The organism is Agilicoccus flavus, assembly GCF_014857905.1.
Classification (GTDB): Bacteria; Actinomycetota; Actinomycetes; order Actinomycetales; family Dermatophilaceae; genus Agilicoccus; species Agilicoccus flavus.
In genome coordinates this window covers 101,985-117,482 of record NZ_JACYXE010000001.1, presented here as the reverse complement: position 1 = coordinate 117,482, position 15,498 = coordinate 101,985, and the positions used below count along the sequence as shown (strand labels likewise).

General features: G+C 75.8%; 11 protein-coding genes. 5 read left to right on the top strand and 6 right to left on the bottom strand.

Going from position 1 to position 15,498, the window contains the following annotated elements:
- Nucleotides 1–8: 8 nt before the first annotated feature.
- A complete protein-coding gene (locus tag ICW24_RS00510) occupies nt 9–497 on the top strand; it encodes a hypothetical protein (protein WP_226343759.1) in 489 nt (162 codons plus the stop codon).
- Nucleotides 498–535: 38 nt separating this feature from the next.
- On the opposite strand, the gene ICW24_RS00505 is transcribed toward ICW24_RS00510, so the two are convergent.
- Nucleotides 536–2,023 (bottom strand): serine hydrolase, encoded by a 1,488-nt coding sequence (locus ICW24_RS00505; RefSeq protein WP_226343758.1) that lies wholly within the window; start codon nt 2,021–2,023, stop codon nt 536–538.
- A gap of 9 nt (nt 2,024–2,032) precedes the next feature.
- The gene (locus tag ICW24_RS00500) at nt 2,033–3,925 is read right to left on the bottom strand and encodes an HNH endonuclease signature motif containing protein (RefSeq protein WP_226343757.1); all 1,893 of its coding nucleotides are present in this window, start codon (nt 3,923–3,925) and stop codon (nt 2,033–2,035) included.
- Between the two features lie 1,001 nt (nt 3,926–4,926).
- Here ICW24_RS00500 and ICW24_RS00495 point away from each other — a divergent pair.
- Nucleotides 4,927–6,084 (top strand): tetratricopeptide repeat protein, encoded by a 1,158-nt coding sequence (locus ICW24_RS00495; protein WP_226343756.1) that lies wholly within the window; start codon nt 4,927–4,929, stop codon nt 6,082–6,084.
- Nucleotides 6,085–6,192: 108 nt separating this feature from the next.
- Here the strand turns inward: ICW24_RS00495 and ICW24_RS00490 are convergent, their stop codons facing one another.
- On the bottom strand, nt 6,193–6,837 hold the full coding sequence (locus ICW24_RS00490) for a TetR/AcrR family transcriptional regulator (protein WP_226343755.1): 645 nt from the start codon (nt 6,835–6,837) through the stop codon (nt 6,193–6,195).
- A gap of 152 nt (nt 6,838–6,989) precedes the next feature.
- Here ICW24_RS00490 and ICW24_RS00485 point away from each other — a divergent pair, with 152 nt between their 5' ends.
- Nucleotides 6,990–9,191, top strand: a complete 2,202-nt coding sequence (locus ICW24_RS00485) for an MDR family MFS transporter (RefSeq protein WP_226343754.1) — start codon at nt 6,990–6,992, stop codon at nt 9,189–9,191.
- 92 nt (nt 9,192–9,283) lie between these two features.
- Nucleotides 9,284–10,966: an AAA family ATPase gene (locus ICW24_RS19490; RefSeq protein ID WP_226343753.1), complete on the top strand. Its 1,683-nt coding sequence runs from the start codon at nt 9,284–9,286 to the stop codon at nt 10,964–10,966.
- 93 nt (nt 10,967–11,059) lie between these two features.
- Here ICW24_RS19490 and ICW24_RS19485 read toward each other — a convergent pair whose 3' ends face one another.
- Nucleotides 11,060–11,740: a MerR family transcriptional regulator gene (locus ICW24_RS19485; protein ID WP_226343752.1), complete on the bottom strand. Its 681-nt coding sequence runs from the start codon at nt 11,738–11,740 to the stop codon at nt 11,060–11,062.
- Nucleotides 11,741–12,165: 425 nt separating this feature from the next.
- On the opposite strand from ICW24_RS19485, the gene ICW24_RS00470 reads away from it, so the two are divergent.
- Nucleotides 12,166–13,242 (top strand): glycoside hydrolase family 26 protein, encoded by a 1,077-nt coding sequence (locus tag ICW24_RS00470; protein WP_226343751.1) that lies wholly within the window; start codon nt 12,166–12,168, stop codon nt 13,240–13,242.
- A gap of 1 nt (nt 13,243) precedes the next feature.
- Here ICW24_RS00470 and ICW24_RS00465 read toward each other — a convergent pair whose 3' ends face one another.
- Both ICW24_RS00465 and ICW24_RS00460 read right to left on the bottom strand, forming a co-directional pair.
- Nucleotides 13,244–14,428, bottom strand: a complete 1,185-nt coding sequence (locus tag ICW24_RS00465) for a glycosyltransferase (protein ID WP_226343750.1) — start codon at nt 14,426–14,428, stop codon at nt 13,244–13,246.
- Complete coding sequence (locus ICW24_RS00460) at nt 14,425–15,360, bottom strand: hypothetical protein (RefSeq protein WP_226343749.1); 936 nt, start codon at nt 15,358–15,360, stop codon at nt 14,425–14,427. The genes ICW24_RS00465 and ICW24_RS00460 overlap by 4 nt, the downstream gene beginning before the upstream one ends.
- Nucleotides 15,361–15,498 lie beyond the last annotated feature (138 nt).

Genomic DNA, 15,498 nt, shown 5'->3' with positions numbered 1-15,498 from the left:
CATGGGGGGTGACCTATCCTGTCCTGCGCGGTTCGCCCGCCGTGGGCGCGCTGGAAGGAGAACGATGGCAGCCGGGGGTCTTCGTGACCGGTGAGGATCTGGGTGAGGTGCGCGAGCCGCGCCGCGCCGAGGCGCTGCCCGGGGAGCTCAAGCCGCTGCAGTGGCATCCCGACCGCGGGCCCATCACGGACGACGAGGCGCTCGGTGTCATGCGCCGACGCAAGCGTGTCGACCTCGCGAGCCGCACGTCCGCCTCCGCGCGGCGCGGGCGCGTGCCGGACGAGTTGCCCCCGGCGCAGGCGCCGAAGAAGCCGGCGGTGTTCCGGCTCCCGCCGCGCGCCCTCGCCCGGGCGCACGCGCGCGCCGAGATGGAGGGGGTCCCGCTGACGACGATCCTCGAGGAGCTCCTGCTCGCCTACGCCGCCGGGGAACCCGAGTCGCCCGAGGCGGTGGCCGACCGGATCCGCGAGAAGGCCATCAAGTGGCAGCGGCGGTGAGCCGGCCCGCGTTCGTCGGCGACTGAACCCCGGCCTGCCTACTCGGCCGCGGAGAGCAGCTTTGCAGCGTCCGTCGTGGCCGCGACGAAGGTCGCCTCGTCGAGGGCGGACGTGCCGCGCCCCAGGACGACCAGGGCCTGGCGGCGCGCGTTCGCCCCGCGGCCGACCTCGCCGTAGAACGACATGCCGAGCACGCCGGTGTCACTCCCGCCCTTGAAGGCCTGGTAGGACCAGCCAGGGACCTCGACCCCGCCGTTCTTCGAGAGGATTTCGCGCAGGGGCGCGCCGGCCGGGGCGGCGGCGAGCCGCTGGAGCCGCACGTGGGCCTCGACGACGTCGTCGGGCGTCGCGAACCACTCGATCCCCTCGGACCAGTGCGCGGCGTCGTCCTGTGACGCGGGGCCGGGCCCGGTGATCGACACGGCCGACAGCAGGCGCCGTCGCTGCGCGGCGTCGGCGTCCTTCCAGCCGGCGCGGGCCGCCTTCGCCGCGTCGGAGCCGTCCCACGCGAGCCAGAACATCTGCCGGGTCGACAGGAACGGCGTGATGCCCTCGGGGTGGTCGTTGCCGGCGCGCGTCGCGGCCGCGAGGACCGCCGGCTCGCCGACGGTGCGCAGGAGCAGGTCGGCGGCCGTGTTGTCGGAGGCCGCGATCATCTTCTGCGCGGCGTCGCGGACCGTGATCTTCGTCCCCGGAGGGCTGTTGCGCAGGTCGCCGCTCGGGAGGGAGACGTCGGCGGCGGTCAGCGTGAGCTGCCGGTCCCAGGCGAGGGAGCCCGCGGCGACCTGCTCGGCCACCGCGGCGAGGACGTACAGCTTGAAGATCGAGGCGACGGGTTGGGCCTCCTGCGAGCCGGACCGGTGCACGACGGTCGGCCGGCCCGCCGCGTCGAGGGTGACGGCGAGGACCGAGGCGTCCGGAGCGGCCTGCTTCAGGCGGGCGTCGACGCCGGACCACGACGTCGCCGCGGAGCCCGCGGCGACGGTGCGCAGCAGGGCCCCGTCGATGAGGCCGGCCTTGGTCACCGTCATCGAGAGCGTGAAGCGGCCGCCGCGCGCGGAGACGAGCGTGGCCACGCCGGAGTCGCCGTCGCTCGTCACGTTCTCGACCGTCCACGGCCCCTGGGTGCGCAGCTGCCCGAGCATGACGAGGAGCTGGGTCGGGGGGACCTGCTGGGTGAAGGTCGAATCGAAGTACGTCGCGAGGTCGCCGGCCACGGGGTCGGTGCTCATCTGCCCGACGAACCACCGCATCCGCCGGCCGATGACGGACGCGGGGAAGGTCGCGGTCGCCGTCGGGGTCGCCGAGGGCGCGGCGGACGCCGGCCCGGAGGCGGGCGGGGTACCGGGGGTCGCGCCGGGGGCGGCGGGCGAGCTCGAGGCGCCCGTGGGGCCGGCGGCCGGGGGCGCGGGGTCGGCCGCGCAGGCCGGCACGAGCAGCACGACGGTCAGGACGGCACCGACTGCGCCGGCGGCGCGTCCCCGGCCTGGCCGGGGCGGGAGTCGGACGGGGAGCGGCACGAGCATCCCGCCACCCTAGTTGCGGGGCCTGGGCGCCTCCCGGGAGCGTCGGCCGGGGGACGAGCCGAGTCGAGGTGACAGCATCGGCCGCGCCGAACGGAGGCCGCCCCGGACGGCTCGGCAGAGACTGGTCCTCCGTGCCGGCGCGGTCGTGGTCGGCTCGAGAACCAGTGGCGGCGGCGTCGCCGGGTTCGTGGGCGGACGGTGGCGATGGGCGGCTCGCGGGTCGCCGTTCAGAACGGAGGGCCGGCGACGCGGTGGCCGTCGAGGGCCTCGCGGGCGGCGGTGTGGGCCGCGCGTTCTGCGGCGAGCGCGGCGCGCAGGTCGGTGATCTGCTCGCGGAGGTGCTCCTCGCGACCTCGGAACCAGGTGTCGAGGAGGTCGCGGTCGGCGGTGGTGTCCTCCGTCACCGGGGTGGGTGGCTCCGGCCTGGCCGGGCCGCGGTCCTGATCCGCCGTCCTGGCCCGGTTCGGGGGTCGAGGGCTCGACGGGGGTGTCGACGCCGATGTCGGTGTAGTTGTACGGGAACGTCGTGTAGGTGTGGCCGTCGGGGAGGTGCCATGCGACGGTGCCGTCGGGGGCGAGGGTGGCGGCCCAGTGGTGGCGGGTCTTCTTGGAGTGGTGCCGTCGGCAGAGGCTTTGGAGGTTGTTCGCGCAGGTGGGTCCGCCGTGTCGGCGTTCGTTCACGTGGTCGAGGTCGGTGTCGTGGGCGGGTCGGTCGCAGCCGGGGGCGCGGCAGCGGCCGTCGCGGGCGCGGACGACGCGGGCCATGTCGGCCGGGGCCCGGTAGGTGTTGACGACCGCGTTCATCGCGTAGCCGGTGGCGGGGTCGGTGACGATGCGCCGCCAGCGGGAGTCGCGGCCGTGGGCGAGGGCGCGGATGGTCTCGGCGGCGACGGGGATGCCTTCGACGAGGCCGGGTTCGTCGTTCGCGCCGAGCAGGGCGGCGGCGGAGATGACGACGTCGACGACGGCGACCGGCCAGCCGGCGGCCGGGTGGTCGGGGTGGTCGGTGCTGGTGGGGGCGCCGGGGGCGGGGCGACCGAACAGGAGCAGGTCGAGGGCGATGTCGGAGCGCAGTTGGTCGAGGGTGCGCCGGTCGCCGCCGCCGCGCAGGGCGCGGGCGATGGCGTCGATGCGGCGGTAGGCGCCGGCGCAGCGGGCGTCGCCGCCGCGGATGCCGAGGGAGGCAGCGCCGTCGTGCTCGGTGCGGATCCACACGGCCCGCCGGGCCGCGGCGGCGGAGCGGCGGGTGCGGCTGCTCGCGTGCCTGATCGTCTGTCGACGCAGGCAGGCGCGGAACTCCCGCTGCCCCGCCGGGGCGCCGGTCCGACTCCGGCGACGGGCCGCGTACGCGGCGACCGCGGCAGCGATGGCCGCCCGCACCTCGGCCGGCACCTCCAGGGCGTCCACTTCCTCGACGACGGTGCACGCCTGCTCGAAGGTCAGCTCCCCGGCTGTCACGGCCGCGGTCAGCGGCTCGGCCACCGTCGGTGCCGCTTGGGCGAGGCCGGCGCGGCCCAGCCAGGGCCCCCGCCGACCCCCGCACGACGCGACCGCGGAATCCACGACCGCGGACCGCGCCTGCGCCGCGACCTCCCGCCGCCGTGCCGGCCCCGCCTCGGGCTCGCCCGCGAGGTCCGTCGCGGTCTGCGCCGCGATGAGTCGGCCCAGGACCTCCGCGCGGCGCAGCTCGATCCGCGCCGATTCCGCCTCCAGCTCCCGCAGCTCTTCGAACAGGCCGGCGACGCCTTTCTCGTGCCCGGGCGCGTGCTCGCACCCGGTGTCTCGAGGCGTGTCGTCGCGAGAGGCGGACTCCGCGGGCGCCTCGCACGCCTGGGGTGCGGTGGGTGCGGTGGGCGCACCCGACCCGCCGCGCTCCGGTTGCGCGGGGGCCGCCGCGTCCATCGGCGGCTCGGCCCGGCGCCGGACGCTCCTGCTCCTCGAGGCCGAGGAGGTCGCGCAGCCGCTCGACGTCGATGCCCAGAAGCTCGTAGTGGTCCGCGACCAAAGCCGACTCCCACGGTGCCCCGGCGGGGACGAGGGAGTCGGTGACATGTGGAACGTGCTCGGCGATGAGGAAAGGCGTCTCGATCGTGGGAGTCATGGTCTCTTCGCCCCGCGATGCCGCCTACCCGGCGCACGGTGGGACGAGTCATTCGCTACGCGTGGATCGCTCGTCGACGCCCGCGGCCCGGTGGCCCGAGGCCCCGCGCCAGGGATGCCGGACCCCAAGACCCGCCGTCCCGCGGCCAGACCCGCCCCCGTCGCGCACGGGTGGGAGCACATCTTGACCTTCTTCTCCTGCTCAGTACCGTTCTGTCGTGCCGGCGATCGACCGGCCGGCCCCGCGTGGCCGAGCTCGGTCGGACGCCACCGAGCGGCCCGACCACGGTCATGGCCGCCGACCGGTCGACGAATGCCCGGCTGATGTCGGCGCACATCCGCACCACTCCCAGCTGCACCTTCATCGGGAACTCGCGGCACGAAACGCCCCCTCGGACATTGAAGGACCCTTGAGGGCGGGGGATGGTTCCATCCTCCTCGGATCGCCGACCGGACGATGACTGCGTCGACGATCACGTCCCACGTACGTCGATGATTGTCCTGCGGCACGAATTTCCCGGCATCACGTCGTAGGAGAGCTATTGCGTGGTGTGTCGAAGTCGGGGGAGATCCTGGAATGCGCATGGGTCCGGAAACCGTGGAGGGGCGGGGCTGTGCATCCTCCGTGGTGAACGCCTCGCGACAGGCGTACCCGCGGGCAACCTGGCCGGTGCATACGTCGCCGTCCACGCGGGCCGGGCGTCCAGGGGTGCGCCGTTCGACCCCGACCGCCGCGATCGCGTGGTGGCCGGGGCTCGCCGGGCGTAGATTGTCCGCCGACGCACGGGGGAGGGGTGGTGGCGGTGGAGGAGATCGAGCGGCGCTCCGCGCTCGCGCACGCCGACCTCCTCGTCGACCTCGGCCGACCCGACGAGGCACTGGAGACGCTCGGTCCCCTCCTGGCCGCCGACCCCGACGACACCCGCGCCCTGTCCCTCGCCGCGCTCTGCCACCTCGGGCCGGACGGCGACGCGGTCGCGGCCCTGTCGCTCGCGCGCCGGGCCTGTGAGGTGGCCGGTGACGCCGAGCTACCGCGGCGCCTCGCCGCCCTCGCCTACCTGCGGCTCAACCAACCCGCCCGGGCGCAGGAGGCGGCGACGCGGGCGGTCGAGCTCGCCCCCGAGTCCTGGGGCGCCCACTTCGTCCTCGGCACGGCCCGCCTCGGGGACCGGCGCACCCGCCGCGGGGCCCGCGACGCCGCGCGCCGGGCCGTCGAGCTCGCCCCGCAGCGGTGGGAGTGTCACCAACTCCTCGCCCGCACCTACCTCGACGGGGGACTCGACCCGGCGTCGGCCGAGGTCGACGCCGCGCTCGCCGCCCTCGAGCGGGCCCGCCGGCTCAACCCCTACTCGACCGAGATCGCCCACGACCTCGCCCGGGCGCACCTGCTGCGCGGTCGGGCGGCGGCGGCCATCGGGGGCTTCTCGGCGGCGGCCGCCCGGGAGCCGGGGCGGGCGGCGTCGGTCCGGGCCGTGCACGCGGCCCTGGTCCTGCTCGTCCGGTACGCGGCCTACGCGTGCCTGCTCGCGCTCGCTCTGCTGTGGCTGCTCGTCCCGGGGGCCGTCGTCGGCACCGACCTGCCCGGCGACACCGCGCCTCATCCGCTCCTGCGCGTCGTCGGCCCCGGCTGGCCGGAGTGGGCGGCCGTCGTCGCCATCGCCCTGGTCGCGGCCCTCGGCCTCGGCGGGGCCTGGGTCGTCGGCGCCCTGCGGATGGGTCCGGCGGGGGCGCTGCGACGCTTCGTCCGCGCCGAGCCGCTCGCCGCGTCCTCCACCGTGATCCTCTTCGGCCAGGCCGCCGCGTCGGTGGCGGCGGTCCTCGCGCCCCCGCCGCTCGGCCGGCTCGTGCTCTGGGGGTGCCTCGGCGCGCAGGTCGCCGCGACGGCCTTGATCGCCGGGGGCCGGAAGCGCGGTGCACATCGCGCCCGGCGGCGCGGCGAGCGACGGGCGCACGCCGGCTGAGCGACCGGCCTCGCCGACTGGAACGACGGGGGCCCGTGCGCGGCTCACGACCGGCCCGCGCCGCCCGGAACGACGGGCCGTGCCGGCCCGCGACGGGCCCGCGCCCGGCTAGCGGCCGAGATCCCCCAGGCCCCCGGCGAGGACGTCGAAGCAGTGCTCGAACCGCTCGTGGGCCTCGTCCGCCGAGAGTCCGCCGCCCACGAGGACGGCGCGCACGGCCACGAGCGCCGTGCCCGCGAGCAGGACGGCGTCGGGGTCGTCGGCGTCGCGGCCCATCCGCGCCGCGACGGCGGCGCGCAACCGGCGTTCGAGTCCGGCCGTCGCGCCGAGGAGCGCGTCGGTCATCGACGGGTTCTGCTGGAGGACCGCGCGGCGGGTCGCGCGGAGCTCCGGGTCGGACAGCAGCGGGGTGAGCGTCTCGCGCAGCGCGGCCCGGAGGGAGGCCAGGGGCGGCTCGTCGGCCGGCCGGGTCGCGAGTCGGTCGATGATCCGGTCGACGCTCTCGGGCGTCGTCCCGAGGACGGCCGCCTCCTTGGTGGGGAAGTAGTTGAAGAACGTCCGGGGCGAGACGTCCGCCTCCGCCGCGATCCGCTCGACGGTCACGCCGGCGAGGCCCTCCTGGGCGACGAGCTGGAGCGCCGCCCGGTGCAGCAGTCCACGGGTCCGTCGCTTCTTCCGTTCCCGCAGGCCGCACGCGTCGGCGTCCTGCTCCTCGGTCAGGATCCCCCCGGTGGGGGCGCTCGCGTCGCTCATCGGCTCTCCGTCCTCTGCACGTATGCAGTCTACGCAACTTTGCAGGCACTGCAAAAAGGCGTACGCTGGTCGTCGATCCGCACGCGCCAGGGGTGTCGCGTGCGCCCCGCCCGACGCTCGGCTCGACGACTGCTCCACCCGAAAGAGGCCACATGACCGCCACCGACGACACCGTCTCGTCCGCTCCACCCACGTCCCGCACGGCGCGCCGTCGGCCCGCCCCGGCCGCGACGGCGCCCACCGGCCCTGACGGCGCGGACAGCGCCGCCCCGGTCGGCCTCGACCGCGACGGTCGCCGCGTCTTCATCGGCCTCATGCTCGGCATGTTCGTGGCGTCGGTGAGCCAGACGATCGTCTCGCCGGCCATGCCGCGGATCGTCGCCGAGCTCGGCGGGATGGAGCACTACTCCTGGATCGCCACGGCCGCGATGCTCGTCTCGGCCGTGTCCGTGCCGATCGTCGGCAAGCTCTCGGACCTGTACGGACGCCGGCCGTTCTACCTCGCCGGGCTGCTCGTGTTCATGCTCGGCTCCGTCCTCGCCGGCTTCGCGCAGGGCTTCTGGTTCCTCGTCGTGGCCCGCGCCGTGCAGGGCCTCGGCATGGGCACGCTCATGCCGCTGTCGCAGACGATCATCGGCGACATCATCCCGCCGCGGCAGCGCGGCAAGTACCAGGGCCTCATGGGCGGCGTCTTCGGCCTCACCTCGATCGCGGGCCCGCTGCTCGGCGGCTTCATCACCGACCACTTCGGGTGGCGCTGGCTGTTCTTCGTCAGCCTGCCCATCGGCATCGGCGCGTTCTTCGTCATCTACCGGTTCCTGCACCTGCAGCACACGCCGCGCAAGGCGAAGATCGACGTCCTCGGCATCATCACCCTGACGATCGCGCTCGTGTCGCTGCTCCTCGCGACGTCGCTGGGCGGCACGACCTACGCCTGGGACTCCGCGCAGATCATCTCGATGTACGTCGTCGGCACCCTGTTCCTCGTCGCGTTCGTCGCGGCCGAGACGCGGGCGGAGGAGCCGGTCATCCCACTGCGCCTGTTCCGCAGCTCCATCGTCACGTTCTCGAACATCGCCAGCTTCGCCGTCGCGATGCTCATGTTCGGTGCGCTCATCTACATCCCCGTCTACGCGCAGGGCGTGCTCGGCGTCGACGCGACGAACTCCGGCCTCATCCTCATGCCGATGAGCGTGGCGATGATCGGCCTGAGCATCCTCTCCGGCCTGTTCATCACCCGGACCGGGCACTACAAGTCGCTCGTCGTCGTCGGCCCCGTGGTCATGGGGCTGGGCGTGTGGCTGCTCACGCGCCTCGACTACTCCGCCGGCCAGGCCGACCTGACCATCGCGATGATCGTCTTCGGCATCGGCCTCGGTATGTGCATGCAGGTGTACACCCTCGTCGTGCAGAACGTCGTGCCGCGCCGCGACCTGGGGGTCGCCACCGCCGCCTCCCAGTTCTTCCGCAACGTCGGCTCGACGGTCGGCATCGCGATCTTCGGCACGATCATGACGAGCCGGCTCGCGACCGCCATCCCGGAGCACCTGCCCGCGGCGGCCCGGGCGCGGATGCCCGCGGGCGGCATCGACGCGGGCGCGGTCCTCGACCCGGCCGCCCTCGCGACCCTGCCGCCGGTGGTCGCGACCGCGGTGCGCCAGGGCCTCGCCGACGCACTCCACGACGTGTTCGTCGCCGCCCTGCCGCTCGCGGGCGTCGCGCTGCTCTTCTCGCTGCTCATCAAGGTCGTCCCGCTGCGCGACACCGTGCACACCGCGGAGGAGGGGGGCCGCGAGATGCTCGACACGATGAGCCACAGCGCCCCCGCGGGCGACGACGTCGTGCCGCCGCTCGGGCGCGCCGGCGACAGCAGCCGGACCGAGGAGCGCCTGCTCGGCCTGCAGCTCTCGCTCCTGTGCGACCAGGCGGTGCGCCCCGACCGGCCCCTGCTGCGCCGGGCCGTCACGGGGGTCGGCGGCGGCGACTTCGACCGGGGCCTCGCGCTGCTCTCGCGTACCGCGGTCATGCTCACCACCGAGGACCACGCCGTCGCGGCGCGCTCCGAGAAGTACGCCGTGGAGGTCGCCGACGCCGGGCGCCGTTCGGGCGGGGCGCTCGACCCGGCCCTGCGCCTCGAGCTGGCCACGGCCGCCGCGGCGGTCGAGGAGTCGGTCGTGCTCTCGGTCGTCGAGCCGACCGTGACCGACCGGTACGCGGCCGTCGACCTCGCCGGGGTCCGCTCGGTGAGCGCCGACGTCACGTCCGCCCTCCTCGTCGACCTGCGCGGGCACGGCCCGGCCGACGGTCCGCGCGCCTCCGACGCGGTCCCGTCCGCCCGGTCCGCCGACGCCTGACCGGCAACCGCCCGCGACACCACCCGAGCCGGCCCCGCGAGTTCCCTTCTCGCGGGGACGGACCGCGTCCACCTGCCCGTACCCTTGACAGGGTGACCGACGCGGATCCCCTCATCTCGAGCATGCTGGCGGCCGTGCAGGCGGCGCCCGGGGACGTTCCGCTGCGCGTCCATCTCGCGGGTCTTCTCGCCGACGCCGGCCGTGACGTCGACGCCGTCCGGCACGCCGCCGCCGCTCTGCACGCCGCGCCCGACGACGAGCACGCCCGGGCGCTCATGGCCCGCCTTCTCGGCGCCGACCGCGGCGTCTCCTCGCCCGCGCGGCGCTCGTACGCCGACCCCGGGCTGCGGCCCCCGCCCGGTCTCGCGCGCCGGACGCCCGAACCGGGCCTCAGGTCGGGTTCCGCGCCGGGTCCAGCGTCGGCTCCCACGTCGGCTCCCACACCGGCTCCCACCGCGACTCCCGCCCGCGACGCCGGCGCGACGTCCCCGCTCGACCCGCCGGCCGCACCCGCCCCGCCGGCCACTCCGGCCCCGCCCAGCGCGTCGTCGGCGGCGGCTCCGAGCGCCACGTCGTTCGCGGCGGAGCCCACCGACGCCCCCGATCCGTGGCCGCACGAGCCCGGCACCACCCCCCGCAGTCGCCGCGAGCGCCGCGAGGCGCTGGAACGGCAGGCCGTCGCGGCCCAGGACGCGGCCCGCGCCGAGCGCATCGCGCGACTGCTCTCCCAGCCCGACGACGGCTCCGGCGGATGGGCGGGGCGGGCGCCGCAGAGCGGCGGCGACACCGCACCGCCCCGGGTCCACCCCCCGGCGCAGGCCGCGGACTTCGTCCCGTTCGCGGGGTCGCTCCCGGCGCGGCAGCCCCAGCCGCGGGTCCCGGTGCCGCAGGCGTCGCCCGCCCCCGCGGCCACCGCGAGTCCGGCCGAGGCGGTCACCCTCGCCGACGTCGCCGGGATGGAGTTCGCCAAGGAGCGGCTCGAGTCCACGGTCATCCGCCCGCTCCAGCACCCGGAGGTGCGGGGCCTGTACCGCCGCGGCGTCCAGGGCGGCGTGCTGTTCTACGGTCCGCCGGGGGCGGGGAAGAGCTTCCTCGCCGACGCGATCGCGGGTGAGCTCGACGCGGCGTTCCTCCCGATCGACCTCCGACGGCTCGTCCAGGACGGCGCGCCGGGGGCGCTCGCCGCGGCTCTGCATCTCGCCCGGTCGATCCAGCCTGTGCTCGTGTGCCTCGACGACATCGACGCCCTGGGCGCCGGATCTGGTCGGCGCGGGCGGGCGGCGCTCGAGGTTGTGGACCAGTTCCTCGCCGGACTGCACTCCGAGGGGGCGGACCGGCCGAGGGTCGAGGTCGTCGCGACGAGCTCCCGCCCGTGGGACGTCGACCCCGCGCTGCGCCGCCACGGCCGGTTCGAGCGGACGATGTTCGTCACGACCCCCGACCAGGCGGCGCGCGAGACGATCCTGCGCCGCCTCGCCCGCAGGGCGGGTGTCACCCCCGACGGCCTGCGCGAGCTCGCCATGCGCACGCCGGGTTTCACGGCCTCCGACCTCGCCGACGTCGTCGACCTCGCCGTGCGCCGCAAGGTCGAGAACGAGGGGGTCGAGCGGGCGCAGGCCGCGACCCGGGTCGGCACCGACGACCTCGACCGGGCCCGCACGGCCATCCGCCCGCGCTCCGACGCCTGGTTCACCGCGGCCCGCGAGATCGTCGGGGACGACGGCGACGACCCCACGTACGTCGGCCTGCGGGAGTATCTGCGCGGGCAGCGCTGAGCATCCGGCGAGGGCGCCGCTGAGCGTCCGGCGACGGTGCCGCGGCCGGGTTGCGGCCACAGCGCGGTGGGGCGGGAGTCGGGGCGGGAGCCCTCAGCTCGGACGCGGGGTGCCGAGCTCGTCGGCCAGGTGGTCGCGGAACATCGCGGCGATGTGGAGGCGCTGGTGGAGGTCGGCCCAGCGCTGGTCGACGTCCTCGCTGACGGACGCGAGCCGCCGGCGCGCCGCCGCGACGTCACCGACGTCGGCGACGCCCTCGCTGTCCTCGATGTCCTCGCCGTGCCGACCCGCTCGTTCCGAGGGGGACGGGTTCCCCGCGACGTCGAGGTCGGCGAGCACCTGGCGCATCTCGTCGAGCGCGAAGCCCAGCGGCTTCATCTGCATGATGAGCAGCAGCCGCTGGACGTCGAGCTCGGAGTAGAGCCGGAACCCGCCCGTCGTGCGGGCGCTGGGGGTGACGAGGCCGACGTCCTCGTAGTGCCGGATGCTGCGCAGGCTGAGCCCCAGCCGGTCCGAGACCTCGCCGATCCGCATCCGTACGGCGGGGTCGACGCGCTCCCGTTCCGCGCGCCGCAGGGCGCGCTCGGGTGGAGTTCGCAGCTGCGTGTTCGCGCCGCCCACCGCGCCGTCCGCGGCATCGACCACCGCGTCGCGGGCCGTCTCGTCGGTCGTGTCGGTGGCCCCGGCCGCCGGGTCGCCCGGGGCCTCGGAGGCCGGAGCGGCCTGACGGCCGGCGCCGGTCGGGTCGTCGGTCGCGGCGAGGTCGGACGTCACGGGGGCTGGCCTTTCGTCGCGGGCCGGGGGGCGGGATCGACCTTCGATGCTACGCCCGCCCACGGTGCCACCTGGGAACGCCATGAACGCCGGCCCACCGCGAGAGTCCGGATGCCGAGACCAGGCCGTCTCTGCGATCGGAACGGCCAGCGACCGAACGGCCGGTGGACTCCTGATGGCGGGTGGGCGGCGGGCCCGCCGACCGTGACCGGATCCGGCTGGCCCGGCGGTCGATTCGTGCGGCCGGGGAAGGGCGGCCCGTCGGCGCCGACGCGCGCAGACCCGCAGGTGCGGGCGGGCAGCGGGATCGCCGACCAGGACGAGCGTCCAGTTCTGGCCTAGGTTGACGGGGCGGTCCCGTCCGGTCGACCGCGGGTCGCCGATCCCCGGCTGTCCACGCCCTGTGCCACCGAAGAGGTCCCTCCATGCACATCGCGCGCCCTGCCGCGGCTGCTCGCCGCCGCGTCGCCCCCACTCTCGTCGCGGTCCTCACCGCCGCCACGCTCGTCGGCGCGGCCGTCCCCGCGTCCGCCTCGCCCGTCGCCGCGGCCCCCGCCGAGCCGGCGGCGTCGCCGGCGTCCCCCGGCGCGCTGCCGGCCGCGGGCGGCAAGCGCCGGTGGCTCTCGGGCGCGTGGACCGGCGGACGGTTGTCCGCGGCCCGCACCACCCGCTTCGGCACCTGGCGCGGCACCCCCACGAGCGTCGCGCAGACCTACCCCGAGCGGGGATCGTGGCGTGAGCTGCGGAACTCGACGTGGCACATCGACACCTACCGCGGGTTCCGCGGGCGCCTCATGTACGGCCTGCCCCTGCTGCCGTCGGACGGCTCGTCGTCGCTGCGGGACGTCGCCGCCGGGCGCCACGACGCCGACTTCCGCAAGGTCGCCCGCGACCTCGCCTCCCGAGGGCGCGGCGACGCCATCGTGCGCATCGGCTGGGAGGCCAACGGCGACTGGTACCCGTGGCAGACCACCGCCGACCGTGCGGGGGAGTACCGGGCCGCCTTCCGCCGGGTCGCGAAGATCTTCAAGGGCACGTCGCGGCGGTTCGTCGTCGAGTTCGACGTGAGCGCCGGCTTCCCGCTGCGTGGGCAGTCGAACCGGCTCGACGCGCTGACCAAGCTCTACCCGGGCGACGACGTCGTCGACGCGATCGGCGTCGACGTCTACGACTGGAACGCGACGAAGGCCCGCTCGAACGCCGATTGGCGGCGCGCGGTCGCCCCCGCGACGACCGTCGGCATCCACGACGTCGCCGGTTTCGCGCGGGCGCACCGCAAGAAGCTGACCGTGCCCGAGTGGGGCGTCGTCAAGACCGGCGCGGGCGGCTACGGCGACAACCCGTTCTTCGTCACGGCGATGCACCGCTTCTTCAGCGTCAACCGCGGCCTGCTCCTCGCCGAGAACTACTTCAACGAGCCCGCCGACTACCTGCGCAGCAGCCTGTGGTCCGAGGCCCCGCAGAACCCGAAGGCGGCCGCCGCGTACCGCCGCCTCTGGTGAGTCAGGCGGCCGCCCGCCACGCCGGGCGGCCGCGGCGGCCGATCGCCTCGGCGTAGATCGCCTCGAACTCGGCCAGCGTCGCGCCGAGGGCGTGCTCCCCGACGAGCTGGGCGCTGCGGGCTCCGAGGCGTTCGCGCAGCGCGGGGTCGCGCAACAGCGTGGCAAGGTGGTCGCGCAGGGCGGCGACGTCGCCCGGCGGGTAGAGGAACCCGTTCTCGCCGGGGTGGACGAGGTGGGGCAGGGCCATGGCGTCCGCCGCGACGACCGGGGTGTGCGCCGACATCGCCTCGAGGGTGACGAGGCTCTGCAGCTCCGCGATGCTCGGCATGACGAAGACGTCCGCGCGGCCGTAGGCCTGGGCCAGCTCCGCCTCGGAGACGAACCCCCGGAACGTCACGCGCTCGCCGACGCCGAGCCCGCGGGCCAGATCGCGCCACGTCGACCCCTGCATGCCGTCGCCGACGATCTCGAGGCGGGCGGCGCAGTCGGCCGGCAGGGCGGCGAAGGCCCGGATGAGGTCGCCCACCCGCTTCTCGGGGTCGAGCCGCCCGACGAAGAGCACGGTGGGCACGGGGGCCGGGTGGCGCCGGGCGCGGGCGGCCGCCCGCGCGTAGGGGGTCGGGTCGATCCCGCACGACACGGCGCGTGCGTGCGTGAGCCCGGCGCGGTCGACGAGCAGCTGGACCGCCCGCGGCGTCGGCGCGGTGACCACGTCGGCGCCGGAGACGACCCGGGCGAGGTCGCGCCACATCCACCGCGCCGCGGCCGGCCGGAGGGCGTGCGGGACGCGCCCCTGGTCGAGCAGGTTCTCGGGCATGAGGTGGTTCGTCGCGACGAACGGCAAGCCCGCCCGCGCCACCGGCCCGGCGAGGCAGCGGCCGAGCACGAGGTGCGCTTGGGTGTGGACGACGTCGGGCCCGACCCGGGTGACGATGCGCGCGACGTCGCGGGCGACGAGCGGGGGCAGACACACCCGGAACGTGTCGTGCCCCGGGAGGCGGTGCGACCGCAGCCGGTGGACCGTCACCCCGTCGAGGCGCTCCACGCGCGGGGCCCCGATCGGGGACGGTGCGACGACGTGGACGTCGTGCCCCCGCCAATGGAGCCCGGCCGCGAGCCGCTGCGTGAAGCGGGCCGCTCCGTTGACGTCGGGGGCATACGTGTCGGCGCCGATGAGGATCTTCACGAGGGCGGACCTTCCGGGACGAGGGGGAGGGCACGGGCGTCGGGGTGGTGGCGGGCGAGCAGGACCACCCCGAGGGCGGCTACCGCCCCGGCGGCGGCCATGACGGTCACGGCGACGGAGCCGTTGCGGTCACCCTCCCCGAGGAAGGTGAGCCCGAAGAGAACGGCGACGATCGGGTCGATGACGGTCAGGGCGCCGAGGATGACCTCCGGCGGCCCGTGGGCGAAGGCCTGCTGGATCATCCAGCCGCCCACCGCGATGCACGCGACCCCGCCGGCGAGCAGGCTCCACAGAGGGCCCTCGAAGCCGCGAGCGGCCGCGACGAGCAGCGTGATCGTACGGACGAGCGCCGACGCGAGACCGTAGAGGACGGCCCCGGCGGCGGCGTAGGCGACGCAGACGAGCCAGTCGGGCCCGCGGCCGGCCACGAGCGCCAGCGCCACCGCGCCGCCCATCAGGCCCAGCGTCGTCAGACCCACGTCCTGCGTGTGCACCTCGTTCGTGCTGTGGGCGCCGAACGCGGCGACGACGACGAACACGGCCACCCCGGTGACGGTCAGCGCCGCGGCGGCGAGGACGCGCCCGGCCGCCCGCCGGCCCGAGCGGCGGGCCTGGACGAGCACGCCGAACGGGACCGCGAGCACGCCGACGGGCTGGACGATCATGACCGGCGCCAGGGCGAGGGCCACCACGTGCAGCGCCGACCCGACGCCGCCGAGCCCGATCCCCGACAGCCACGCCCGGGAGGTCAGCAGCGTGCCCACCCGGCGCGGCCCCAGCAGGCGCGTGCCCCCGGCGGCGTGCGCGTCGTCGGCGTCCAGGGTGCCCTGCACCACCGCGTGCTGCTCGGACGCCGCGAACGCGAACACCACCGCCGCGGCGACGGCGAGGAGGATCGCGGCCGCGACGGTGGTGGGCGCCCCGGACGTCACGGCGTTCCCGCAGGCGCCGGCGGGGTGGGGTCCATGACCCCAGTCAAGCGGGCCGCCCGCGAAAAGACCTGGCGACAGGAACATCCGGCGGTGAAGTTCGGGTGAACGCGGCTGCGCCCGACCGGTCCCTCGCGGCAC